Annotated in this window: 18 protein-coding genes; 8 read left to right on the forward strand and 10 right to left on the reverse strand. The window is 50.5% G+C overall.

The annotated features are described in order from the left end of the window. Positions 1 to 8: 8 nt before the first annotated feature. The 4 genes from pepP to LJ739_RS09610 are packed head-to-tail and all read left to right on the forward strand — an operon-like array spanning position 9 to position 4966. Positions 9 to 1331, forward strand: coding sequence for a Xaa-Pro aminopeptidase (pepP, locus tag LJ739_RS09595; RefSeq protein WP_229159883.1), 1323 nt, complete (start codon positions 9 to 11; stop codon positions 1329 to 1331). Position 1332: 1 nt separating this feature from the next. Then, on the forward strand, positions 1333 to 2547 hold the full coding sequence (gene ubiH / locus LJ739_RS09600; protein WP_229159889.1) for a 2-octaprenyl-6-methoxyphenyl hydroxylase: 1215 nt from the start codon (positions 1333 to 1335) through the stop codon (positions 2545 to 2547). Then, the gene (locus LJ739_RS09605) at positions 2547 to 3791 is read left to right on the forward strand and encodes an FAD-dependent monooxygenase (RefSeq protein WP_229159892.1); all 1245 of its coding nucleotides are present in this window, start codon (positions 2547 to 2549) and stop codon (positions 3789 to 3791) included. Before ubiH ends, LJ739_RS09605 begins: the two co-directional genes overlap by 1 nt. Further along, the gene (locus LJ739_RS09610; protein ID WP_229159894.1) at positions 3788 to 4966 is read left to right on the forward strand and encodes a tetratricopeptide repeat protein; all 1179 of its coding nucleotides are present in this window, start codon (positions 3788 to 3790) and stop codon (positions 4964 to 4966) included. The genes LJ739_RS09605 and LJ739_RS09610 overlap by 4 nt, the downstream gene beginning before the upstream one ends. Positions 4967 to 5041: 75 nt before the next feature. Here LJ739_RS09610 and LJ739_RS09615 read toward each other — a convergent pair whose 3' ends face one another. The 3 genes from LJ739_RS09615 to LJ739_RS09625 all read right to left on the reverse strand — a co-directional run bounded on the left by LJ739_RS09615 (position 5042) and on the right by LJ739_RS09625 (position 8064). After that, positions 5042 to 6601, reverse strand: a complete 1560-nt coding sequence (locus LJ739_RS09615) for an amidohydrolase family protein (RefSeq protein WP_229159896.1) — start codon at positions 6599 to 6601, stop codon at positions 5042 to 5044. A 93-nt stretch (positions 6602 to 6694) separates the two neighbouring features. After that, entirely contained in the window at positions 6695 to 7219 is a 525-nt protein-coding gene (locus LJ739_RS09620; protein WP_229159898.1) for a GNAT family N-acetyltransferase, read from the reverse strand. Continuing rightward, positions 7216 to 8064 carry a LysR family transcriptional regulator gene (locus LJ739_RS09625; protein WP_229159899.1) on the reverse strand — a complete coding sequence of 283 codons (849 nt, stop codon included), beginning with the start codon at positions 8062 to 8064 and terminating at the stop codon, positions 7216 to 7218. The genes LJ739_RS09620 and LJ739_RS09625 overlap by 4 nt, the downstream gene beginning before the upstream one ends. Positions 8065 to 8214: 150 nt before the next feature. Here LJ739_RS09625 and gcvT point away from each other — a divergent pair, with 150 nt between their 5' ends. The 4 genes from gcvT (at position 8215) to LJ739_RS09645 (ending at position 14365) form a co-directional block, all read left to right on the forward strand. Next, positions 8215 to 9294, forward strand: coding sequence for a glycine cleavage system aminomethyltransferase GcvT (gcvT, locus tag LJ739_RS09630; RefSeq protein ID WP_229159901.1), 1080 nt, complete (start codon positions 8215 to 8217; stop codon positions 9292 to 9294). Between the two features lie 99 nt (positions 9295 to 9393). Next, the gene (gene gcvH / locus LJ739_RS09635) at positions 9394 to 9783 is read left to right on the forward strand and encodes a glycine cleavage system protein GcvH (RefSeq protein ID WP_229159903.1); all 390 of its coding nucleotides are present in this window, start codon (positions 9394 to 9396) and stop codon (positions 9781 to 9783) included. 91 nt (positions 9784 to 9874) lie between these two features. Next, positions 9875 to 12772 (forward strand): aminomethyl-transferring glycine dehydrogenase, encoded by a 2898-nt coding sequence (gene gcvP / locus LJ739_RS09640; RefSeq protein ID WP_229159911.1) that lies wholly within the window; start codon positions 9875 to 9877, stop codon positions 12770 to 12772. 153 nt (positions 12773 to 12925) lie between these two features. Then, entirely contained in the window at positions 12926 to 14365 is a 1440-nt protein-coding gene (locus LJ739_RS09645) for a hypothetical protein (protein WP_229159913.1), read from the forward strand. A 7-nt stretch (positions 14366 to 14372) separates the two neighbouring features. Here the strand turns inward: LJ739_RS09645 and LJ739_RS09650 are convergent, their stop codons facing one another. Genes LJ739_RS09650 through LJ739_RS09680 form a run of 7 tightly spaced genes read right to left on the reverse strand, consistent with a single transcriptional unit; the run spans position 14373 to position 24101 of the window. Beyond that, positions 14373 to 15119: a M48 family metallopeptidase gene (locus LJ739_RS09650; protein ID WP_229159915.1), complete on the reverse strand. Its 747-nt coding sequence runs from the start codon at positions 15117 to 15119 to the stop codon at positions 14373 to 14375. Then, a complete protein-coding gene (locus LJ739_RS09655; RefSeq protein WP_229159917.1) occupies positions 15119 to 18268 on the reverse strand; it encodes a type I restriction endonuclease subunit R in 3150 nt (1049 codons plus the stop codon). The genes LJ739_RS09650 and LJ739_RS09655 overlap by 1 nt, the downstream gene beginning before the upstream one ends. A 4-nt stretch (positions 18269 to 18272) precedes the next feature. After that, on the reverse strand, positions 18273 to 19073 hold the full coding sequence (locus LJ739_RS09660; protein ID WP_229159919.1) for a hypothetical protein: 801 nt from the start codon (positions 19071 to 19073) through the stop codon (positions 18273 to 18275). Between the two features lie 12 nt (positions 19074 to 19085). Then, positions 19086 to 20033: an endonuclease NucS domain-containing protein gene (locus LJ739_RS09665; protein ID WP_229159921.1), complete on the reverse strand. Its 948-nt coding sequence runs from the start codon at positions 20031 to 20033 to the stop codon at positions 19086 to 19088. A gap of 20 nt (positions 20034 to 20053) precedes the next feature. Next, positions 20054 to 21364 carry a restriction endonuclease subunit S gene (locus LJ739_RS09670; protein ID WP_229159923.1) on the reverse strand — a complete coding sequence of 437 codons (1311 nt, stop codon included), beginning with the start codon at positions 21362 to 21364 and terminating at the stop codon, positions 20054 to 20056. A 2-nt stretch (positions 21365 to 21366) separates the two neighbouring features. Then, positions 21367 to 23829, reverse strand: a complete 2463-nt coding sequence (locus LJ739_RS09675) for a type I restriction-modification system subunit M (RefSeq protein ID WP_229159926.1) — start codon at positions 23827 to 23829, stop codon at positions 21367 to 21369. 32 nt (positions 23830 to 23861) lie between these two features. Further along, positions 23862 to 24101, reverse strand: coding sequence for an HTH-like domain-containing protein (locus LJ739_RS09680; RefSeq protein WP_229159928.1), 240 nt, complete (start codon positions 24099 to 24101; stop codon positions 23862 to 23864). Positions 24102 to 24373: the final 272 nt, after the last annotated feature.

Genomic DNA, 24373 nt, shown 5'->3' on the forward strand with positions numbered 1-24373 from the left:
ACGGCGGTATGATTGCAACAGCAGAATTTGCTGCCCGTCGTCGTGCACTGCTCGACAAGCTGGCCCCTGACAGTTTGCTGGTGATGCCAGCCGGACGTCTCGTGACCCGCAGCAACGACACCGAATACCCGTTTCGCCAACACAGTGATTTTCACTACCTGACCGGTTTTCCCGAGCCTGACGCCTGGCTGTTACTGAGCAATCATCCGCGCCACCAGGACGCAGCCACGGTATTGCTGTGTCTGGACAAAGATCCGATGGCAGAAATCTGGCATGGGCGCCGTATCGGACCTGAACAGGCCGCGGAACAATTCGGCGTTGATCTGGCGCTGAGTATCAGCGATCTGGACGAGATCCTGTTTACCTTTATGGACGGCCACCGCCACCTGTATGTGGCGCTGGGCGACAATGAACACGCCGATGCGGTAGTGATGGACGCCCTCAACGCCTTGCGTCAGGCGCCCAAACAAAGCCGTCTGGCACCCCAGTCGTTGATTGACTGGCGACCGCTGGTGCATGAGATGCGGCTGTTTAAATCTGACGGGGAAATTGCCGTGATGGAACGCGCTGCCCAACTCAGTGCCGAAGCCCACGTGCGGGCGATGCGCTTCTGTGCGCCGGGCAAACACGAATACCAACTGGCTGGCGAACTGCACCACACCTTTGCCATGGGCGGCGCCGCCGGGCCGGCCTATGGCACCATCGTCGGCAGTGGCGATAACGCCTGCATTTTGCATTACACCGAAAACAGCGATGCTCTGACCGACGGCGATCTGGTGTTGATTGATGCCGGCGCTGAACTGGCCGGTTATGCCGCCGACATCACCCGAACCTTTCCGGTCAATGGCCGCTTCAGTCCCGAACAAAAAGCGCTGTATCAATGGGTATTGGATGCCCAACTGGCGTCGATGGCATTGCTCAAGCCGGGCAATACCTTAAAGCAAGCCACCGACAAAGCTATCGAGGTACTCACCACTGGCCTGATTGAACTGGGCTTGCTGCACGGGGATGTGCAGGACAACATCGGCCGTCAGACCTACCGGCAGTTTTTCATGCATGGCCTGGGACACTGGCTGGGGCTGGATGTGCATGATGTCGGTGCGTATAAAGTGGATGGGCAGGATCGCCCCCTGCAAGCAGGCATGGTGCTGACCGTAGAGCCGGGCCTGTACATCGCCCCGGATGCCGAGGTTGATCCACGCTGGCGCGGGATCGGTATCCGTATTGAAGATAACGTGGTGATCACCGCCGATGGCCATCGGGTGATCACCGACGGCGTGCCTAAAGCCGTGGATGAGATTGAACGCCTGATGGCCGAAGCGAAGGACTGACGTGAGCCACGACACCGATATTGTCATCTCCGGGGGCGGCACCACAGGTATGGTGCTGGCTCTGGCGCTGCTGCGCCACACACCGCTTAGGGTCACCCTGATTGACGCGGTGGCCGCTGAAAACACCGATGCCCATCCGGGTTTCGATGCCCGCAGTGTGGCACTGGCGGCCCGTTCTGTGGCCCTGCTGGAGCAGGCCGGTGTCAGGGGCGTGGCTAGCAGTGGCAGTGCCATTGCGCACATTCAGGTTACCGATCAGGGCCACCTCGGCCAGTGCGAGCTGCATGCCGATGAGTATGGTCTGAACGAACTGGGCCGGGTAATCGAATTGCACCAACTGGGGCGCCTGTTGCGCGACAGCGTAAACGCACTGACACCTGAGCAGCAACAGCGCTTTGCCTGGTGGCAGGGCCAGCAGGTGACCACCGTTGAACGCACAGATGCTGCGGTCACCGTGACCACCAATAACAGCAAAACAGCCAACGGCCGTTTGCTGGTGGTGGCCGAGGGTGGCCAGTCGCCGACCCGTGCTGCTGTGGGGCTCACCTGTCGTCGTGAGGACTACGGTCAGCATGCGCTGATCGCCAATGTCCACTCCAGTGCTCCCCATCAGCACTGGGCGTTTGAGCGCTTTACCGTCAACGGGCCGCTGGCGCTGTTGCCGATGCCATCCCTGGCCGACAACCGTGCCCACTGCCACTCGCTGGTGTGGACCCTGCCGCCGGAACAGGCTCTGGCGATGCAGGCGATGGACGAAGCGGGTTTTTGCCGCGCCCTGCAGGCACAATTGGGCTATCGGGTCGGGCGTATCCTCGGTGTCAGTGAACGGCACGTGTACCCGCTGCAGTTGCAGGTGGCCGATCAGGTCTTCAGCCACCGCGCGGTGGTGATTGGTAATGCGGCGCAAACCCTGCACCCCATTGCCGGACAGGGACTGAACCTCGGCCTTCGGGATATCGATGCCCTGCTCAACAGCATTACCAACTCTGTGCAACAGCAGCAGGACATCGGCAGTTTTGCCCCGTTGTCGGCGTATCAGCAAGCACGTCGGGGCGATCAGCACACCACGGTGTCGGTGACTGACGCACTGGTGCGGCTGTTTTCCAATACCCACCTGCCGCTGGTGATGGGGCGTAATCTGGGACTGGTAACAATGAATCTATGCGCTGGCCTGCGTGACCCGCTGGCCTGGCGCGCAATGGGATATACACACTAATGGATAATTATGACGTGGTGATCGTCGGCGGCGGCATGGTGGGGTTATCCCTGGCCGCAGCCCTCGCGCCCAGTGGCATGCGCATCGCCGTGCTGGACACCCAGGTAGCCGGGGCGCCCGATGCCAACAAGCCCCAAAGCCGGGTCAGTGCCATCAGTCACTTGTCTGAAAACCTGTTCCGCCGCCTCGGCGTGTGGGATGCCATTGCCGAACATGCCGCGCCCTATCAGCACATGAGCGTGTGGGAGCAGGACAGTTTCGCCAACATTGATTTCAGCGCCGACAGCGTCCACCAGACGCATCTTGGTCACATCATCGAAAACGCCGCCATCCGCTACCCGCTGTGGCAGCGCTGCGAGCAGGCCGGCGCGCGGTTGATTGCGCCGGTGAAAATCACCAACCTGCATCACGGTGAACAGCAATCGGTGATCAGCCTGGATAACGGCCAGTTACTGGCCTGTCGTCTGGTGGTTGGCGCCGACGGTGTGCACTCTCAGGTGCGCCAGCAGGGCGCGCTGCCGATGACATTCTGGGATTATGAACATACCGCTATCGTGGCCAATGTGCGCACCCAGCAGCCTCACAATGACACCGCTCGTCAGGTTTTCACGCCGGACGGGCCTCTGGCGTTTCTGCCTATGCAGGACCCCCATCTGTGCAGCATCGTGTGGTCGGTGAATACCGACAAGGCTGAAGCGTTGATGGCGCTGGATGACGAGGCCTTTTGTCAGGCACTGGCCAGCACCTTTGATCTGCGCCTCGGGCTGTGCAGCCTCGATACCCCGCGCAGCGGTTTCCCGCTGACCATGCGGTTTGTGCGCCAATGGGCCGCCGAGCGTCTGGTGCTGGTGGGGGATGCGGCGCACAGTATTCATCCACTGGCCGGGCAGGGCGTCAATCTCGGCTTGCAGGATGTGGCGGTGCTGGCCCAGTCGCTGACCGACACGTATCAGGCTGGCAAAGACATCGGCCGTTTACGTTATTTGCGCCCCTATGAACGGCAGCGTAAAACCGCCGCGGTGGAAATGATTGCCGCGATGGAGGGCTTTAAACAGCTGTTTGGTACGGCCCTGGCGCCGCTCAAACTGCTCAGGGGGCTTGGCCTGTCGGCGGTGAACCGTTTACCGGGGGTCAAGTCCGCCCTGATCAAACAGGCGATGGGGATGGGGGCAGAAGTGCCTGACCTGACCAGGCCACACTTCACCCCCAACGGGCCACAATCACACACAAGGGAACACGGATGAAAACAACAATTGTCACAACAAGGCTGCACCGTTGGTGCCTGCAAGGACTGATGCTGCTGACCATGGCGCTACCGGCCGCGGCCCAGCAAAGTTACGACCGCGAACAGCAGCAGGCCATCAGCCAGGCCTTTGTGGATGCGGTCAATGCCCGTGATCTGGACGCCGTAGGACAACTGATGAACATGCAAGCCCTGGGCCAGCGGATTGTGGATGAGGCCTTCACCGACCCGGAGATCCGCGAGGGTTACATGGAAGGTTTCGGCTCTGAGCAGGCCCGCAGTCAGATGATTGGCGGGGCAATGATGGCCATGCAGCAAGGTGCCATGCAGGCACATTTTCGTGGGTTTGTTGAAGCCGAGGGCGAATCCCGGCCGTTGGTGAGACTGGACATCGAAAACGGTGGCTTCGAGTACATGTTTTTCGACTTTGAAGCACCGACCCGTGATGTCGACGGTGATATCGCTGATTTTTACATCGCCTCGAGCGGCAAGTGGCAGAGCGAGCAGATGCTGCAGGCCACCCGCCTGATGCTGCCGGACCAGAACAACTGGCTGAAGCGTCTGGCCGGGGAAACCGCCATCGATGAAGAACTGGTGAAAAGCTTTGGTCAGCTGGTGGAGCACCGTATGCAGGGCGACTTTAAAGCCGCCTATGAGCTGCTGACAGGGTTGCCGGAATCGGTGCGCCATGAGCGGGTGATCATCGACCTGGCGCTACAGATCGGCAAGCTGTATCGCGACGATGCCTACGTGTTTCAGCTCGGTGAGCTGGCCAAATACCACGGTGATGATCCCTCCACCCACTTTATGCTGCTGGATTACTATTACCTGCAAGGGGATGTGCAACAGGCCATGAACATCACCGACAAACTGATTGAGCGCTTCGGTGCCGACGGCCCGCTGATGATGATCAAAGCCAACCTGTATATCGCCGCCGGTGAGCCGGACAATGCCGAACAGTCTCTGCAACGGGCTATCGACAATGAACCGGCGTTTTTGCAAAGCTATTGGGTGCTGATCCAGCTGTTGCTGCAACAGCAGCGTTTTGACGACGTGGTACTGGCCCTCAAGGGCGTGCAGGGCCAGGGCATTGCGCTGAGCAAAGACATGTTCCATGCCAACCCGGAGTATGAAGGGTTTGTGGCCTCCGAGGCCTTCGCCAACTGGACGCTGTAATGTTTCAGCTGTTGGCCAGATAACAAAAAACCGCCCTTGAGGGCGGTTTTTTGTTATTTGTCAGCGCAAGTGGCTTCAGTCGTACGCCTTGGCGGCATCGACAATTGCCCGTACGTCCTCAAGCAGGGCCTTGGCGTCGTACACGATGCCGTCTTTGAGGGTGTACTCTACGCCACCGACACGCACCGGCTGGTTGTCGTCATTCAGGCGGTAGTGGCCGATGCCGTACAACACCTTGAAGTTCTGCAACGGGTTGTGGCCCAGCACCACCATGTCGGCTTTCTTACCCACCGCCAGCGAGCCGATGCTGTCTTGCATGCCCAATGCTTCGGCGCCGTTTAAGGTCGCCGCCTGGATCACTTCCAGCGGCGTAAAGCCGGCTTCCTGTAACAGCTCCAACTCACGGATATAGCCAAAGCCGTAGATCTTGTAGATATAGCCACTGTCGGAGCCGGTGGTGACACGGCCGCCGTGGTTTTTATAGTCATTCAGGAAGGTCATCCAGCGCTGGAAATTGTGTTTCCAGGCGATTTCATCGGCAGTGGTCCAGTCAAACCAGTACGAGCCGTGGGCATAGCGACTCGGGGTAAAGAAATCCCACAGGGTAGGCAGGGTATATTCTTTGTGCCACGGTGCATGGCGCTCGCGCATCAAATCGCGGCTGGCCTCGTAGATGGTCAGGGTGGGGTCGATGGTAAAATCCAGCCCAATCAGCTCGTCTCGCACTGCGTTCCATTTATCACTGCCCGGTTCGGCGGCCTGCAACCACAAACGGCCGGCTTCACTGAAACGGTGGTATTCGTTGTTGTAGTTGTAGTTGGCCGGGTAGTGTTGCAGCACCTTGTCCTCAAACAGGGCTTCAGGTAAGCCGTACCAGTGTTCCATGGTGGTCAGTCCCTGGCGGGCGGAGTCCAGCGCATTGGTGCCCATCACGTTAAGCTGGGCGTGGTGCATCATGGTGCCCAGGCCCTGCTTCTTGGCTTCATCCAGCGCGGCGGCCATGATCGCCGGTCGCGCACCGAAAAACTTCACGCCTTTGGCCCCCTGTCGGGCGGCCTGTTTTATCCATTTACGTGCCTGCTCGGGGGTGGCGATAGGGTCGTCGCTGCCCATGCCAAAGCCCAGGTAGGGAACGATGCGCGGTGCCACAATGGTGTTTTTGTTGCTGCGCTTGACGTGATCCATCACCCAGTCAAGCCCATTGAAGCTGCCGGGCTCGCGCACGGTGGTGATGCCGTGGCCGAGCCACAGCTTGAACACGTATTCGGCCGGGATGTCATCGGCCGAGCCGCCGATATGGCCGTGCATGTCGATAAAGCCGGGCAGCACGTATTTACCGGTCAGATCCAGCTCGGTATCGCCGGGGCCGGCGTCAGGGCGACCGTCGGGCAGAATGGGGACATCCGGGTGGCCGACACTGACCATGCGGGTGATGGTGTCGTTTTCAATCACGATGTCCATCGGGCCTTGAGGCGGTGCACCTTCGCCGCTGATCACGGTAACGCCGCGCAGGATCAGGCGGGAATAGGGGCCCTGGCCCTCATCGCTTGCACGGTCGGGCGCTTTAGCGCCGGGTTTGGCCAGCACCAGGGTAGAGGTCAGGCTGAGCAGTAGCAGGGTACGTAACAGTTTCATGGTCGGTTCCGTTTTATCGTTTGTGGCCAGCCTAATACACTGTCGGGCAAAATCCCAGTGACACTCGACAGACTGCCCGGATGTGCAGACGGGCTAGTCGTCGCTAGCATTCCAGGCGTACAGGGCGCAGATATCATTCAGGTATTCCACCGTGCCTTCGTACACCAGACCGAGCTTCTTCATCACCGCGATGGAGCCGTGGTTATCCGGCAGCGCCAGGGCGATCACCCGCGTCAGGCCGAGGGTGTTTCTGGCATAGTCCATCAGCACTTCACTGGCTTCGGTGGCCAGCCCCTGTCCCCAATACTCGGGCAACATGCGATAGCCGATGTCCACATCGTCCAGATCCGGCAGGTACTTTAGCCCGCAAAAGCCAATCAGGGTGCCGCTGGCTTTGTCGATCAGGGCATGACGGCCGTAGCCGTATTTCGCGTAATCCGCTAACGGCCCTTGTTTCAGGTAGGCGAGGGTGTCGTCCACCGACTGCTCCACCGGTGCAATGAAACGCATCACTTCGGGCAGGCGGTTTACCTCATGCAGGGCCGGCGCATCGTCTTCGGTGAAGGGGCGCAGGATCAGGCGCGGGGTTTCCAGTACAGGCATGTTCAGGGGGATCATCGTGCAAGTCGTCCTTTGATGTAATCGGCCAGCGTGCGGCTGACCTCCGGGTGTTGGGTATCCTGATTAAACAGGCAGATGTTCACGTGGCCGAGATCCGGCAGGTTACGGTGGCGAATGAGGTCCAGCTCCGGCGGCACACTGGAGCGGGCCAGTGCGGTGACGCCCAGACCCTGACGGATGGCCGCAATCAGGCCGTACAGATCGGCATTGGTGTAGGTGATGCGCCAGGCGGTGGTTTGCTGCTTGAGCTGTTCAATCACCTTGGAGCGGTACACACAGCCGTGGGGCGCCAGCACCAGGGAGACCTGGCTGTCGGGCAGGGCCTGACGTTTGTCGCCCACCCACACCAGCTTGTCTTCCAGCACCACCTCGCCCTTGGTGGGCTGGTTGGGCGGCGCCAGGGCCAGAATAAGGTCGAACTGGTCGCGGGTGTCGTCGTGCAGCAGGTTACGGCTCAGCGCCGAGGTCACTTCCAACGATACGTCGGGGTACAGCTGACTGAACTCGCCCACCACACTGGGCAACAAGGTGGAAGCAAACTCACTGGGAATCCCCAGGCGCAACCGACCGCGCAGGGAGGATTGTTCGAACTGGCGGAACAGGTCGTCGTTGATCGCCAGCATGGATTTGGCCTGCCGGTACACCGCCTCGCCGTCCGGGTTGATCACCTGACGCTGGCCGACCTTGTTGAACAGTTTGCGGCCGAGCTGATCTTCCAGGCGCTTGAGCTGCAGACTGATCGCCGGTTGGGAGCGGCCGAGCAATTCACCGGCGCGGGCAAAGCCGCCCACGTCCACCACGGTGACCAGGGTGCGCAGGGCATCCAGAGACAACTGTTTCACGCACGGGCCTTATGAAATGATTAGTTAACCTGATGGTTAGAATTTAATACATTTAAAAAGTAAATGTAAGTATAAACATTTCCAATTTGAGCCTGCCGGGGCGCCTTTCTATACTTTGGCCACTTTTATAACACTACCGAGACCCTACGCATGACCAACAAAACGGTATTGCATGCCAAGCACATCGAAGCCGGCGCCAAGATGGTCGACTTCCACGGCTGGGAAATGCCAATCAATTACGGCTCCCAGATTGAAGAGCATCACGCGGTGCGCCAGGATGCGGGCATGTTTGACGTGTCGCACATGACCATCGTGGATGTGACCGGTGCCCAGGCTAAAGATTACCTGCGTTACCTGCTGGCCAACGACGTGGCCAAGCTGCAGGACAAAGGCAAAGCCCTGTACAGCGGCATGCTGAACGAAACCGGCGGCGTGGTCGACGACCTCATCGTGTATCACTTCGACGCCGAGAATTACCGTCTGGTGGTTAACTCCGCGACCCGCGAAAAAGACATGAACTGGTTGATGGGCAAGGCCGACGGCTTTGACGTGACCATCACCGAGCGTCCTGAATTCGCCATGATTGCGGTGCAGGGCCCCAACGCCAAAGAAAAGGCCAACAGCCTGTTCTCTGCCGCGCAGCAGGAAGCCGTTGCCGGCATGAAGCCGTTTTTCGGCGTGCAGGCCGAAGACCTGTTCATCGCCACCACCGGCTACACCGGTGAAGCGGGCTACGAAATCATGGTACCTGCCGATCAGGCCGGTGATTTCTGGCAGAAGCTGCTCGACGCCGGTGTGCGTCCCTGTGGCCTGGGCGCACGGGATACCCTGCGCCTGGAAGCGGGCATGAACCTGTACGGTCAGGACATGGACGAAACCATTTCGCCCTTGGCGGCCAACATGGGCTGGACCATCACCTGGGAGCCGGCCGAGCGTGATTTCGTCGGTCGCAAGGCACTGGAGACCCAGAAAGCGTCGGGCACCGACAAGCTGGTCGGGCTGGTGATGACCGAAAAAGGCGTGCTGCGCAGCGGCCTGAAAGTCAAGGTCAGCGAAGGCGAAGGTGTGATCACCTCGGGTACCTTCTCACCAACCCTGGGCCACAGTATTGCCATGGCGCGCATCCCGGCCACCAGTGATGCCACTGCCGAAGTGGAAATGCGCAAAAAGTGGGTTACAGTAAAGATTGTCAAGCCCAGCTTTGTCCGTAACGGCAAAAGCGTTCTGTAAAAACAACACCATTGCGGGTCGGCCTTTGTGCCGGCCCGCAACCCATTAGAAAGCGGGTCGGTGCGCTGACCCAATAAGGTTTTAAAGGTAGGAAAGACTATGAGCAACATCCCAACTGATCTGCGTTACGCGTCTACTCACGAATGGGTTCGCCCCGAAGGTGACGGTGTTTTCACCGTAGGGATCACCGAGCACGCACAGGAATTGCTGGGCGACATGGTGTTTGTTGAATTGCCGGACGTGGGCGATAACGTCAGCGCCGGTGACGACGTGGCCGTGGCCGAGTCGGTCAAAGCCGCCTCTGATGTGTACGCGCCAATCGGCGGTGAAATCGTTGCCGTGAACGAAGATCTGGAAGACAGCCCTGAGCTGGTCAACTCCGATGCGTTCGGCGACGGCTGGATGTTCAAAATCAAAGCCGACGATCCCAGCGAAGTGGATAACCTGCTGGACGCCGAAGGCTACGAAAACAGCATCGACGAAGACTGATTGAAGATCAGCAGGGGTAGCGCACGGCTGCCCCTTTTTTGTCCTTAACAAGGACACATTCCCTACAGACAGATTGCAGGCTTGATACCCTATGTCACACGCGAATTATTCCCTGTCCCAACTGGAACAGAAGCAAGACTTTATCCGTCGCCACATCGGCCCGGGTCAAGACGAAATGAACGCCATGCTGGAAGCCGTGGGCGCAACGTCACTGGATGACCTGATTGAACAAACCGTGCCCCAGGGCATTCGCCTGCCCGAAGGCCTCAACATCGGCGAGAGCCAGACCGAAGCCGACGCACTGGCGTACCTGAAGGCAGTGGCCGAGAAGAACGTGATCAACCGTTCGTTCATCGGTATGGGCTACAGCGATACCCACACGCCCAACGTCATTCTGCGTAACGTGCTGGAAAACCCGGGTTGGTACACCGCGTACACCCCGTACCAGCCGGAAATCGCCCAGGGCCGTCTGGAAGCGCTGCTGAACTTCCAGCAGGTGACCATCGACCTGACCGGTCTGGAGCTGGCCTCGGCGTCGTTGCTGGATGAAGCCACTGCTGCGGCCGAAGCCATGGGTCTGGCCAAGCGTGTGTCAAAGAACAAGAAAGCCAACGCCTTTTTCGTCGCCGACGATGTGCACCCGCAAACCCTCGACGTGGTGAAAACCCGTGCCGAGCAGTTCGGTTTTGACATCATCACCGGCAAGGCGGATGACGCCGTCAATCACGACATCTTCGGTGCGTTGCTGCAATACCCCGGTACCACCGGCGAAGTGCGCGACCTGACCGACCTTATCGCTGCGATCAAAGACACCAAGGCGGTGGTTGCGGTCGCGGCCGACATCATGAGCCTGGTGCTGTTGAAATCACCCGGTGAAATGGGTGCCGACGTGGTACTGGGCAGCGCCCAGCGTTTCGGCGTACCCATGGGCTACGGTGGCCCACACGCGGCGTTTTTCGCCACCCGTGACGCTTACAAGCGCTCCTTGCCCGGCCGTATCATCGGTGTGTCCAAAGACACCCGTGGTCGTCCGGCCCTGCGCATGGCGCTGCAAACCCGTGAACAACACATCCGCCGTGAGAAGGCCAACTCCAACATCTGTACCGCACAGGTGCTGCTGGCTAACATGGCCAGCTTCTATGCCGTGTACCACGGCCCGCAAGGCCTGAAGACCATTGCCACCCGCATTCACCGCATGACCGACATTCTGGCCGCGGGCGTCAAAGGGGCAGGTCTTGCACTGGCCCACGAGCACTATTTTGACACCCTGACCGTCAAGGTGGACGACAAAGCTGCAGTCCTGAAGCGTGCTGCCGATGCCGGTCTGAACCTGCGTCGTGACCTCGATGGTGCTGTGGGGATCAGCCTGGATGAAACCACCAACCGCGATGATCTGAACAGCCTGTTCAGCGTGCTGCTGGGTGACAACCACGGTGTTAATATCGATGCGCTGGATCAGCAACTGGTGGCCAGCGGTACGCCGTCGATTCCGGCCGAATTGAACCGTACCAGCGACATCCTGACCCACGAGGTGTTTAACCAGTACCACAGCGAAACCGAGATGCTGCGTTACATCAAATCCCTGGAAGACAAGGATTTGGCCCTCAACCACTCGATGATTTCACTGGGCTCGTGCACCATGAAACTCAACGCCACCGCCGAGATGATCCCGGTGACCTGGCCTGAGTTTGGCAAACTGCACCCCTTCGCGCCGGTTGAACAGGCCGCAGGTTATCAGCAGATGATCGGCGAGCTGAGCGACTGGTTGCTCAACGTCACCGGTTACGACGCGCTGTCGATGCAACCCAACTCCGGTGCCCAGGGTGAGTACGCCGGCCTTATCGCCATCAAGCGTTATCACGAGAGCCGTGGCGAAGGTCACCGCGACGTGTGTCTGATCCCAAGCTCTGCCCACGGTACCAACCCGGCGTCGGCACAGATGGTCAGCCTGAACGTGGTGGTGGTTGCCTGTGACAAGAACGGTAACGTGGATCTGAACGACCTGCGCAAGAAGGCCGAAGAAGTGTCTGACCGTTTGTCGTGCATCATGGTGACCTATCCGTCCACCCACGGGGTGTACGAAGAAACCATCCGTGAAATCTGTGACATCGTGCACAGCCACGGCGGGCAGGTGTACCTCGACGGTGCCAACATGAACGCCCAGGTGGGCATTACCTCGCCGGGCCACATCGGCTCTGACGTATCCCACCTGAACCTGCACAAGACTTTCTGTATCCCTCACGGCGGTGGCGGCCCCGGCATGGGCCCTATCGGTGTGAAAAGCCACCTGGCACCGTTCCTGCCCAATCACGCGGTGGTGAACGTGGAGACTGCCGGTAAAGACGAAGGGGCGGTGTCTGCGGCGCCGTGGGGCAGTGCGTCAATCCTGCCGATCAGCTACATGTACATCAAGATGATGGGCAGCGAAGGCCTGAAGAAAGCCACCGAAGTGGCCATTCTGAACGCCAACTACGTGGCCAAGAAACTCGAAGGTCACTTCGATGTGCTGTACAAAGGCCGTAACGGCCGTGTGGCCCACGAGTGCATCATCGACCTGCGTCCGCTCAAGGAAGCCTCCGGTGTGACCGAACTGGACGTGGCCAAGCGCCTCAACGACTACGGTTTCCACGCCCCGACCATGAGCTTCCCGGTAGCCGGTACGCTGATGATCGAGCCCACCGAGTCCGAGAGCAAGGCCGAGCTGGATCGCTTCTGCGAAGCCATGATCTGCATCCGTGAAGAGATGGCCAAAGTGGAAAGCGGCGAGTGGGATGCCACCGACAACCCGCTGCACAACGCCCCCCACACCCTGGCCGACATCTGCGACGCCGACTGGAACCGCAGCTACGATCGCAACACCGCCGCGTATCCGGTAGAAGCAGTGCGCCGCAACAAGTTCTGGCCCAGCGTTAACCGTATCGACGACGTATACGGCGACCGCAACCTGATCTGCTCCTGCCCGTCGATTGAGACGTATATGGAAGAGTAGACATCTGTTGCGGTCATGTAATTAAGTTGGTTAATTCAGTTTAAAGAGAAAATTGAAAAGCGGATCTTAATGATCCGCTTTTTTGTGGTTGCATTTTGGATTCACGATTCTGAATCCGCTATATTGAACTTTTAAATATAAGAATTAAGACAAATGGATTTCAGCATACTTTTAGCAATACTAGGTTTAGGTGTTGCGGTTATATCTTTACTCAAACCGCAAACCAAGCTAAGTATTTCATTCAAAATAAACTGGCTCGACAAGAGCGTGATAACATTCTCACTTCTATTTGTACATTACATTGCCTTCGCTCCAATCCTAAAAGAATTTAATCTTTTACTACCTCTGGGTCATTGGCGTTGGGGCTTCGATGAAAAGAGCGCTACCTATTTAGTTTTCTTACTCTTAACCGCGTTTATAGTAATTCGACTAAAAATTGCTAAGGTGAACCTGAAAAACATCACGAAGTTTTCAGATCTAGTTGAAAGGCTCTTGTTTGAAAAGAAGTATGATGAGGTGGTGCACCTGTTAGATAATCATTTAACATCATTATTTAAATTAGTTGAAGATAACAATGATGATGCCAGAGCAATTGTAAATCAGACATTAACATCAGATGAACTTGTCAGTTATATTGCCATTTCGAAACCTAAATTTGGTATTAAGTTACTCCGACAAAACTTCTCGATAAAAGAACAATTTTTGACTTTATTTATCTCTGCGCTGATGGAAAACAAAGGTAGCCAGTTTTATTACGAAATGGCTAACATTCAAACTATAAGAATGGGCAATCGTTTCGATATTCCACAGCATTATCCTTTGGCTCATTATTTGTTTTCAGATGTAACTGTTAGTGAAAAGCTAGGTGTTTATAAACCAGTTGGAGACAAAATTAGATTACTTCTGGCTGAAGATGAGCATATCGTTCAAAGAAGCAATAGCTCGTTTGGTAGTTTTGATGAAACAGAAAGACAAAGCAGCATTATTGAGTGTGGTTTTCATTTCTTTGAAGTAATGATTCTTGAGGCAATGCACCAAAAATTAAATTGGCATATGTGGTTATATTATTTCCCATCGTTTTCAAAGTGCATTATCGAAAAACTTGCCCCAACTCCTGATGTTGATTTAGACCGAGAATGGCCTACTCCATATCACTATTATCTATATAGACTAATTGATATAAATTTTGATTGGATTGAAGAGTTTCAAAATGTTGATGGTTGTGAAGCTATCCGTTTCAACCATATAAGTTTACAGCACGATAATGGCTCTATATTAAAAAGTGCAATATTGTCAGTCGGGCAGATTATTTGGCAAATAATCGAAACTGATAAAGTTGACGATAAGTTTAAAAGGTATTGTCTAGAAATTGCGCTTCGGAATATAAGGAATTTTAAAGAAGTTGATGTTCTTAAGCCTTCTTATCAAGTCTTGATGAGGTCTGTATTATTTAACGGGTTCATGGATAAAAAAGAACCTTCGGTGCTAAATAGGTTTAAAGAACTCATGGATCAAATTGATCATGTATTAGTTCTAGAGAATGAGGATTTTACTAACTTGCTCGATGAGGCTTTAAGGGAACTACAAGCGTAAAAGCTGATTAATAACTCCAACCTTCGTAAGCCAAAGGCAAGCTATTAAGCAAGTCTCTGCGTTCACGCCAATTAGGCATATGCTTGTCCATGAGAGAGCGGAATCTGTCATTGTGGTGGCGCTCTAGTAAATGAACTAATTCATGGGCAAGGATGAACTCCATGCATTCTGGTGGTTTCTTAGCAAGTTCGAGGTTTAGCCAGATGCGCTTAGCTTGAATATTGCAGCTTCCCCATTTGGTTTTCATCTTTTTGATATTGAGAGAGCCAGCATTTACACCTAGTTTTTTTTCCCATAAAGGTAACATTTTTTCAAGTGAGCGTTGCATTTCATCTCGATAGAAACGGTTAAGCAGTTTGAGTTTATTGTCGGCTGACGTATTTTCTGAAACTGCTAGTACTAAACTACCATTTCCTTTTGCGGTAACCGTGTACTTGCCTTGAGGCTCAACAAGCTTTAATCGGTATTTCTTACCCCAGAGATAATGGCATTCACCATTCACCATTTCACGAATTGATTGGCGTTCTTGCCCTGCAAAATCAGCTTGCTGTTTCTTAATCCATGCAAGTTTGTTAACAATAGCTAGCCTGATTTTTTGCTCACTTGTATCGTTGGGGATAGACAAGCGTACTTTGCCGTTGGGCGGTAGTACGCTTAAGTGGATGTTTTTAATGGCTCTGCGATTTAGCTCTACATCAATGTCACCAATGCGAACTACTTCAACGCTCTGAGCATTGCTTTTAGTATGGCGCACTAATGGTATTCCTTCTGAGCTTTAATTAGATCCATAACATCAACAATATTAATGTCATAACCTGCCGCTTCCTCTCGCACTGCATTGGCTATCTCACGTTCTTTAAACCGATCACCAAGCCAATCAGCTTTCTTGGTATAACGAACTGCGGTATCAATTTTAGTTGTAAGTACCTCATCGTTACCGAAGTTATCGTAAATTGCTTGTTTGGCTGGTGTATCAACAGACGCAGGATAGTTTTGAGTAGTATTTTCTGTTGGATTTACTACTTTCTTTGCTAGTGCTCTAATTTGCTCCAGATACTCTTGATAGCTAATAGCCTGTTCTCTTCGCTGCTTAATGATCTCATCGAGCAACGTTGCCATGCTGTCAAAGTATTTAGGGTTTACTGGGTTTTCATCAACAATAGTTTTTCTGACGTTATTTTCAATGGCTTCTGCCATTGCGTCTTCATTATCACGTAAGCCTTCAGGTAAATCTTCTAAGCCTTTACCATTGTTGTTTACAACTAAATCGATTAAGCCTAACTCTTCAAAATCCATCAGTAACTCACTGTCATCAGCTCGAATATACATGTCCAATAGATGACGCATGGCAGGCTCAAAACGTTTCATTTCGAGTAAGTCGCCACTGGCAAGTTTTACTTCGTCACGAACCTTTTCGAAGTACGCGACTTCTTTCTTAATATTCTCAGCTTCTTCAAAGGTGTAACCAGCTTGCTCCATTTCATTTGCAAGGTTAGTGTATGCACGAATCAGTTTAGCGACTGATTGATATAGAGTTAAACGCAATGCCTCTTTTTCAGTGCGCTCATTTTCATCCTTTAGTTCAACACCAGATTCACCACAAAAATAATGGATAAAATCTTTAGTATCTCTCGGCGCTTTGACAGGCTCACATAACGCTCTGACTGCTTCCAATGCGGTTACTAAATCTGATTTTGACTCCTGCAAACGATCTTTCAACAAGCCAGCTACATCATCTTGGTCATAACCATCAAACGCTTCGGCAGTGTAGTCTTTGATAGCTTTGTCTAAAGAACGGAACAGATCTTTGTAGTCGATAATGTAGCCGTATTCCTTGTCCTCCCCATCAAGTCGGTTTACTCGACAAATGGTTTGAAAGAGGTTGTGATCAGCCATTTTTTTATCGATATAAAGATAAGTGGCAGAAGGCGCATCGAAGCCAGTGAGTAGCTTATCTACAACGATCAGCAGGCGCATTTGCCCCGGTTCTTCAATAAAACGTTTCTTAACGGCTTTTTCGAACTCTTCAACACGCTTAGCAGCTTCTTCTTCGCTTTGCTCAAAATACTCAGCTAACATCTTGCGATAGGTGTCATACTTAAACAGCTTTTCAGTTAACCCCTCACCAGATTCTTCGCCTTTTATAGCGCCTGCGACTGGCTGATAACTGGTTACTACTGCACACTTTCCTGCAAGGTCAGTCTTACTGAACAAATCATAAACAACACATGCTTGATGGACGCTAGCGCACACAAGCATGGCGTTGCCTCTACCGGACATCAGCGCAGGTTTGATTTCCATATCCATTAAAATGTCGCTAACAATTTGCTCTAAACGAGATTTGCTAGAAAGCACTTTTTGCATGGTGCCCCATTTTTGTTTGAGTTGCATCTTAGCAAGGTTAGATAAGCCTTTAGTTTTAGCTTCAAACCATTGGTCTACTTTTTTCTCTGAGGTTAAGTGCTGATCAATATCTCTTGCTTCATAACGCAGATCGAGAACAACACCGTCACTTACCGCTTCGTCAAATTTGTAGGTGTGAATATATGGACCAAAGACTTCTAAGGACTTCTTTTTGTCCTTTTTCATCAGTGGCGTACCTGTAAAGCCAATAAACATGGCTTCAGGTAAAATTGCCTTCATTGCTTCGTGCAGCTTGCCCGATTGAGTTCGATGACATTCATCGACAAACACAAATAAGTTACCCTTCGCAGCGAAGTCACTTGGTAGGTTTTTGGTCAATGCTTCAAGGTAGTCTTTTGTTGCTTCGTCATCGTCTTCTTCCGTAACTGCTTCGCCATTTCGACCAAACTTATGCACGAGTGAACAGAATAACCAAGGATTGGGTTGATTAAGCGTGGCAACCAAATCCCGTCCGCTTTTTGTGCGATATATCTCTTCATCAACACCAGAAAATACTTTTTCTATTTGTTCGTCTAATTCGGTTCGGTCAGTAACAATTAGCACTCGTGAATCTGTCACATTTTCGCGTATCCACTTGGCAAGCCAAACCATAGTTAAGCTTTTGCCTGAACCTTGCGTGTGCCAGATAATGCCATCATCGTGCGTTTGAACGTGTTTCTGTGCCGCTTGGATGCCGAAGTATTGGTTGTGTCGGCATGTTTTCTTTACCCCAGCATCAAAAACTATAAAGTCGTGAATCAGTTGTAGGAATCGCCTTTTATCACATAATTGTGCGATATGAGTGTCGAGTAAGTTCTCTGTTTTTATATCGCCTGCTGGTAGTGGGTTGGGGTTTTCTTTACCTGTGCATTCTTTCCATTCAAGGTAGTATTTTTCAGACGTTTCAATGGTGCCGTAGCGGACACCTTGAGTATCGTTACCCGCCATTACGAGCTGCATAGTGGTAAAGAAGTTACGGATAAAGGCTTTTTTCTGATTGTCTAAGTTTTGGCGAATACCCTCACTTACTGACACCGAAGAGCGCTTTAATTCAATGACACCAAGTGCGATGCCATTAACATAAATCACTATATCAGGGCGTTTTTTCAATTCACCTTTAACAGTGACTTCTTCAGCAATGGCAAAGTCATTAGCTTCTGGTTTTTTCCAGTCAATTAGCCAAACGGTTTGGTTTAGTTCACCTGCACCTTCTTTTTCTTTTACGCCATAGCGCAGAAGGCGATAAACATCTTTGTTTGCATCGAAGAGTTTTTTACCTTCGCCAAGGGCTGCGGCAGTATCGAGTTGGCGTAATGTACGTGTAATCAGAGCATCAGAAATACCACGACCTTTAAGCCATTTTGTCAGCAAGTCTTTTTCAATATTGCTGTTACCTTCACGGTATTCCCAATTACCAAGGTCATCGTAATCAAGTTGTTCTTTAAAAAACTTAACCACGCGATTTTGGGTTTTACGTTCTAATTGGCCGACATTACTCATGGCTTCATCCTTGTAATTCTTCACTAATTAAAAAGTGGTCTTTTCTGTTCTTTTCGTTAAAGCAATCTGTGGGAAGAAAAATCCATCCCTCTCGAAGTGGTGCTAGCTCATTAGGGAACCTAAGCATTTCAGCCTGCTCAACAAATAATTTGGCAACTAATGCACAGGTAAATGCATCAATATGATCTTGTGTTGGTAAGCGGTGATCGACTAACTGTTCTTCACCAATTTCGTTGATACTCCACTCAAGCCCCGCACTTTTTTGTAATTTTTCAATAATGGCAGACTGAGCACAGGGAGATGGATAAGCTTCAATTGCGGTGATGTTGTCACTTTTCCACACACCTGCTTGTTTTATGTCAGGCACAAATTTAGCCAAGGTGTGCATACCTTTTGTAGCCTGACTGCCAATCATATCTTTAATAGGGGAGAGAGGCGTGTAGCCCCACTCGGCTAAAAAGCGCTCTGTATACCTAAATAGATAAGGGTTTAGCGCGTTAGCGGTATCACAATCTACAAATTTCCCTGTCAATAAGTCATAAAAATGCTCACTAAATCCAAGGGGCGTGTCTATTGCCAAGGTAATGTGACCACCTGTGTATTCAGTTTTGCAGAGCGAAAATAGTGAAGTAATAAAGTCAACTTGGCTGTTTGCTGAATTAATGGTTGGCGATAAGTTTCCACGCCAAGGCGTGCCAACAATTTGATTTTTACTATTGAGGATCACTAAAGCATCGCGGCTATTACGGTTTCTAGCGCAATTCCAGCCACCGACATCCCAACCTAAATAATAGTGCTCTGCCATAAATGTGACTTCCTAAAACTCACTTGATGAATTGAGCAATTTGAAGCTGACCTGATAGCGATAAAACTCAATGTTATCTGTCACACTTAAGGCTCTGCGTAATTTCAAGTCATCTTCAAGGGCGATAATAATACCCTTAACTTTTTGTCCTTCTTCACACAATTCATGCTTTACATAGCCCATATAACGCTGGATTTGTCCAACAACGTTATCACTTGCTCTGCCTCGTTTTAGCTCAACAACCAGCAAAGTTTGTTTGTTTTTACTGATCGCTAATATGTCAATGGGGCCAGTGTCTGAGGGATATTGTTGGCCTACAAGTTCACCGTCTTCGGTGTAAATATCATAGTCCTGACCTAATTCGGTATATTGCCAATTGGCGACTAAGAAATCTTCTAGATGCTTCTCTAACGCAAATACACTTGGGTCTTCAACAGACTCATCACTGTGAGTTAATGCAGGTGGCTTTTTCCCATCTAATAACGCTTCAAGCTCCTCAGCATATTTGGTAATGTTACTCACCGTGCCGACAGAACCCGCTGAGTTTTTTAATGGCTGCGACATTTCTTCTCGGCTAATGCCTTGTTCTAGCCATTTTATTTTTCGTCTATGGGGTAATACCTCACCCGCAGCATAGTAGTAATCGGAAATGACTTCGCCTACATAATAGATCCCGTTACCGTTAGGACAAAATACGATGTCGCCTTTAGTCATACCTTTACAAATGGTATGTAACATACCGCACGCTAAGCCTGCGCCTATTTTGGTTTTGTCAGGATTGGCCTCTAGAAATACAGGGATGTACTGGCGATTGAAGTCGCGCCAGTTATCGCCTAGGTCATTGGTTAAATCACCTTCAATGCCCCAGTCGCCACCGATAAAACCTTGCTCAAAACACTGTTGCGCGTATTTGCAGGCTTGGCCTGCCATAATGCGGTAGTAACTTCTTGTTGGTGTCATAGTTGAATTCCTTTTCTCATTTAACCTTTATCTAATGGCAATCGGGTGCGGCCTGTGAGTAGCTCTTGCATCATGCCTTGTTTGATTTGGCGAGTTTTCGCCAAGCGCTGTTCAAGGGTTTGGATTTCGTTATCCATATCCGAGAGGATAGTGGCGATAGCGGTTTGTTCTTCTTTTGAATCAGGGCATGGAATCTTATAGTTTTGGAGCGCTGAAAATGGAACTCTGCGATGTCCAGCGCTTCCGACCATTTCACTTTCCAACTCTTGTCGAAATATATCTCTTGTTGTCCAAAAATAAATAAAGTCTGAATCTGCATTTAACTTTGCTCTCAGCACATGAAATTCAGTACTACCGAAGCCATGTTCCGTATCTAGTTTCTTAGTATGGCAACCTTTTCCATTCTCAAAACAAGGAGTAATTTTGGCAACTAATACATCATGACGTTCAAAATATGTAAAACCAGACTTTACTTTACTAACAATGACAGGAGTCTGCTTAATCAGGCGAGCACTTTCACTAACATCTTGCATACCAACGAAGGTAGTTGTCATATCTGCTTTTAAGGACTTTCTGGATATAGATTGCTCGAATAATTCACCAAAAGTAACCACCTCCCAATCCTCAGGGATTTCACCTAGTTCACTGGGTTTTGTGCCTTTTAGCTGGCCTTGCTTTTCGCCTTCGGTGTAAGTGGCGAATTGCGGTAAACGGGTTTTTCCTGTCAGCAGTTGCTGCATGGTGGCGGTTTTAATCGCTTGTTTTTTCGCGATCAGCTTTTCCAATTCCGTAAATAGCGCATCCACATCGGACAAGGCATTGGCAATGGCGGTTTGTTCTTTTATAGGCGGCTTGACTAAAAGGCATGAAAGAACATCTTCTTTTCTTAGGTTTGTTTGTTTTGCGCCATCATCAAAAGCCAAATAATATGGATTTCGACTCAAAGTTTTAAGCAGAAAGAATGGTGAAACGTCATGATTCGGTGTTAATACACAAATTCGTTGATTAACTGTATAGACATTGTCTTGGTCTACCAAAAAGCATTTAGCAATTGCTTTTCCATTTGGAACATCACTCATAACCATCAATAAATCGTTTTTGAAGGCCGCTTGTCTGCACTCACTCGATCCTTTACGAACTTTACCTTCTGTTGAAATGAATTTTGAATTAACTAAAACGAAGTCTCCATACTCATTAATGCAATCTTCATGAGCGGCTCCATTTTTGAAGCTAATTAATTCATCTAACCTTGAAACCTTCCAATTGGCAGGAATAACACCCACTTCAGTTTGTCTATATCCTTCAGGAATTGCTTGTTCTAATGCACTCATTGCTACCACTCCAAGCCCATTGCTTTTAAATGGCCTGCGACTTTATCGCTAAGGTCATCAACTGATTTAGTAAGAGTTGGTAATGGCGTGCTGTAGCGCTCTTCTAATTGCTTAACTCGGTTTGCCATTTGCTGGGTAACACGTTCAATTTCAGCAACTATATTGGCTTGAAGTGTTGCTAGCCATTTATCATCGACAATCAGGGTTTTTATTTCATCAATAGTAAGTTTTGGATATTGGTTGAATACGCTTAAGTCCAAAGCTTCTTGTGCTTCTTTAACCGCTTTTTTCGCAGCCGTTTCAGCGTTAAACAATTTGGTTGCTTGTTTCAGTGCTTTAACTTCATCAACATCGGTTGCGAGTTTTGCTCTTGCAGCAACGCTGGCTTTGGTGATTTTGTCTTTGTCATTAAGGGCGTCAACCAATAAGCCATCTTCATCACCATGTTCTTCAAGGTAGCTTTCAAGTGCTTGCGTGGCATCATCTTGTTTGGCTTGCAGGGCATCAACTTGCGCTTGTTCGTCAGCAAAATAACGGGCAACGATTAAGCTAGGTGGGATAATCTCGGCTTTGTACTTTTTCTTATTGATAATTAAGTCAGGCGTTTCTTTGAGCTTTTCGCCCTTGGCAGCAACTAACTCACGAAGGGTATAACCCGCTTGCCAATCGTCCTGTACCAATACATACACATCGTCCTGCATGGTATCAGCCCAGTAATCCATAAGGATTTGGTAAATATCGTATTTACTTAATAAGTCACTATTGGCATAGCTATTTAGCAAGTTTTCTGAAACGTTAAAGATAAAGTTTTTCGGGTTATCGCCTACTTTTATCTCTTTAAGTTTTGCTTCTGGTATCCACTGTTTAAATGGCAATAGGCTACGAGCAGCAAAGTCTTTAAAATCTTGGTGAGCCAAAATGGTGCTTTTAACTTGGCTTGCTTCAACCAGTGCATGGCTGTAGCCTTCACGCTCAGGCTTGAAAAGAGTGGCACGAATGCTTGGGAATACCTGCCAGTAATGCTCAAGGGCATCAATGTCACGGTTTGGAATGCCACCTTGCAGGTGAGCGCTTAAATCGTGTAAGTCTTCTGGCTCAGATGAGTCGATATAACGCGGGATATTAAGGTTGTAGTCGTTAGCGGCAATTTCATCAATTTCTACTAAGCGGCTATAACGCTCAAGCTCTAAGCCTTTGTTAAACACATCAACAATTTTATGAATGTCTTGGCTGCGTAGTCGGTTTTTGTTGCCATCCTTAATGAAGCCTTTGCTGGCATCAATCATAAAGATTGGGCGGCCTGATACCGTTGGTAGTGTTTCATCACCTTCGTTAAAGCTCGTAACTGCTTTTTGCGCGTGCTCTTTATCAATCACGATAATACAGGCAGGAATACCCGTGCCGTAGAATAAGTTGGCAGGTAAACCAATAATGCCTTTGATGTAACCTTGTTTGATGAGGTTTTCACGAATAGTGGCTTCAGCATTGCCACGGAACAGTACGCCATGCGGCAAGATCACCGCGCCTTTACCAGTGCTTTTTAAGCTTTTGATAATGTGTAGTAAGAAGGTGTAGTCACCGTTTTTTTCTGGTGGAATGCCCCAAGTAAAACGGTTATAAATATCAGCTTCCGGGTTTAGGCCATTGGTCCAGTTTTTATTCGAAAATGGTGGATTGGCAACCGCAAAATCAAAGGTTTTTAATTGGTTAGGGGTATCTTTCCATTGTGGGTCAGAAAGTGTATTACCTTTCCAGATCTTAGCCGTGGTGTTGTTATGTAAGATCATGTTCATACGGGCAAGTGCGCTGGTGGCGTTATCCATCTCTTGTCCGTATAGGGTTAAACCACGCTCCGCTTGATCGCTGGCTTTTAACAACAATGAACCTGAGCCGCAAGTAGGGTCGTAAGCGGTGGCATCTTGAGGTGTGTCTTCTTTAATTCCCACCACTTTGGCCAGAATTTGTGACACTTCCGAAGGCGTATAAAATTGGCCTTTAGATTTACCTGATTCTGTCGCGAAATGACGCATTAGATATTCGTAAGCATCACCTAATAGGTCATCACCGCCTGCGCGATTAGACGTTAAATCTAAGCCTTGGAAAATACCGACTAACTTGGTTAGACGGTCTACCATTTCTTTGCCTTTACCGAGTTTTTCTTCATCGTTGAAATCGGCAACGTCTATCACACCTTTAAGGTCATTTTCTTCGGCAAGGGAGGCAATGATTTTATTAATTTTTTCGCCAATTTCTTTGTCATTTTTAGCGGCTATCATATCGTCATAGCTTGCACCTTCTGGCACGACAATCATGCCGTATGGGTCGCCTTTGTATTTATCGCTGACGTACTTCATGAAAAGCATTGTCAGCACGTAGTCTTTATACTGGCTGGCATCCATGCCGCCACGCAGTTCGTCACAGCTTGCCCATAATGATGAATAAAGTTCTGTCTTTTTAATTGCCATGTGTGTTCCTTTAAGTCCTTGTGCCTGAGCGGTTAGAGCAAGTCAGTGTTTAAGCCTGCGGCTTTTAAACGGTGAGTGAGATTACGCATTTTAGAAAATTCAGTACCAAAGCTAGGTTTAAGGCCAACGCCTTCGCAAAACTCTCTGGCAGTCATACTTTTCAAGCTATCAGCGTACTTGATCATTTGCAGATGCAACTCAGTGGTGTACTGATTGCGTGGCGCATCATCTAATGCTTGTTTTATATGGTCGAAGATCGCTTGCTCATTCATAAGACTATTCTTCTTTTTGATTGTGATTTATCTAATTTATATAAATTAGATAAATAAGCAAGGGTATTTGCCCTATTAACAGGAATCTTATGTCATTGCGTTACGAGAGATGTTCTCCCAAAAGTGAAAAACGAACCGTTTCAGAGGGTAAATAATTTGCCAATTATGGCTGTGGCGTCAATAGTAGGTTATATTTTGACTGGAAAGCTTACTTTAATCGGAGGCCTGATTACTTTTGCTGTTATCTTGGGAAGTTTTGAGTTCCCGAAAAG

The organism is Fluctibacter halophilus (assembly GCF_020687825.1).
GTDB lineage: Bacteria > Pseudomonadota > Gammaproteobacteria > Enterobacterales > Alteromonadaceae > Fluctibacter > Fluctibacter halophilus.

Coding starts and splice junctions, on each gene's coding strand:
- gcvT (WP_229159901.1), top strand. CDS start 8,215: ATGACCAACAAAACGGTATTGCATGCCAAGCACATCGAAGCCGGCGCC.
- LJ739_RS09665 (WP_229159921.1), bottom strand. CDS start 20,033: ATGACACCAACAAGAAGTTACTACCGCATTATGGCAGGCCAAGCCTGC.
- gcvP (WP_229159911.1), top strand. CDS start 9,875: ATGTCACACGCGAATTATTCCCTGTCCCAACTGGAACAGAAGCAAGAC.
- LJ739_RS09675 (WP_229159926.1), bottom strand. CDS start 23,829: ATGGCAATTAAAAAGACAGAACTTTATTCATCATTATGGGCAAGCTGT.
- LJ739_RS09655 (WP_229159917.1), bottom strand. CDS start 18,268: ATGAGTAATGTCGGCCAATTAGAACGTAAAACCCAAAATCGCGTGGTT.
- LJ739_RS09660 (WP_229159919.1), bottom strand. CDS start 19,073: ATGGCAGAGCACTATTATTTAGGTTGGGATGTCGGTGGCTGGAATTGC.
- gcvH (WP_229159903.1), top strand. CDS start 9,394: ATGAGCAACATCCCAACTGATCTGCGTTACGCGTCTACTCACGAATGG.
- pepP (WP_229159883.1), top strand. CDS start 9: ATGATTGCAACAGCAGAATTTGCTGCCCGTCGTCGTGCACTGCTCGAC.
- LJ739_RS09605 (WP_229159892.1), top strand. CDS start 2,547: ATGGATAATTATGACGTGGTGATCGTCGGCGGCGGCATGGTGGGGTTA.
- LJ739_RS09670 (WP_229159923.1), bottom strand. CDS start 21,364: ATGAGTGCATTAGAACAAGCAATTCCTGAAGGATATAGACAAACTGAA.
- LJ739_RS09620 (WP_229159898.1), bottom strand. CDS start 7,219: ATGATCCCCCTGAACATGCCTGTACTGGAAACCCCGCGCCTGATCCTG.
- LJ739_RS09615 (WP_229159896.1), bottom strand. CDS start 6,601: ATGAAACTGTTACGTACCCTGCTACTGCTCAGCCTGACCTCTACCCTG.
- LJ739_RS09610 (WP_229159894.1), top strand. CDS start 3,788: ATGAAAACAACAATTGTCACAACAAGGCTGCACCGTTGGTGCCTGCAA.
- LJ739_RS09680 (WP_229159928.1), bottom strand. CDS start 24,101: ATGAATGAGCAAGCGATCTTCGACCATATAAAACAAGCATTAGATGAT.
- LJ739_RS09645 (WP_229159913.1), top strand. CDS start 12,926: ATGGATTTCAGCATACTTTTAGCAATACTAGGTTTAGGTGTTGCGGTT.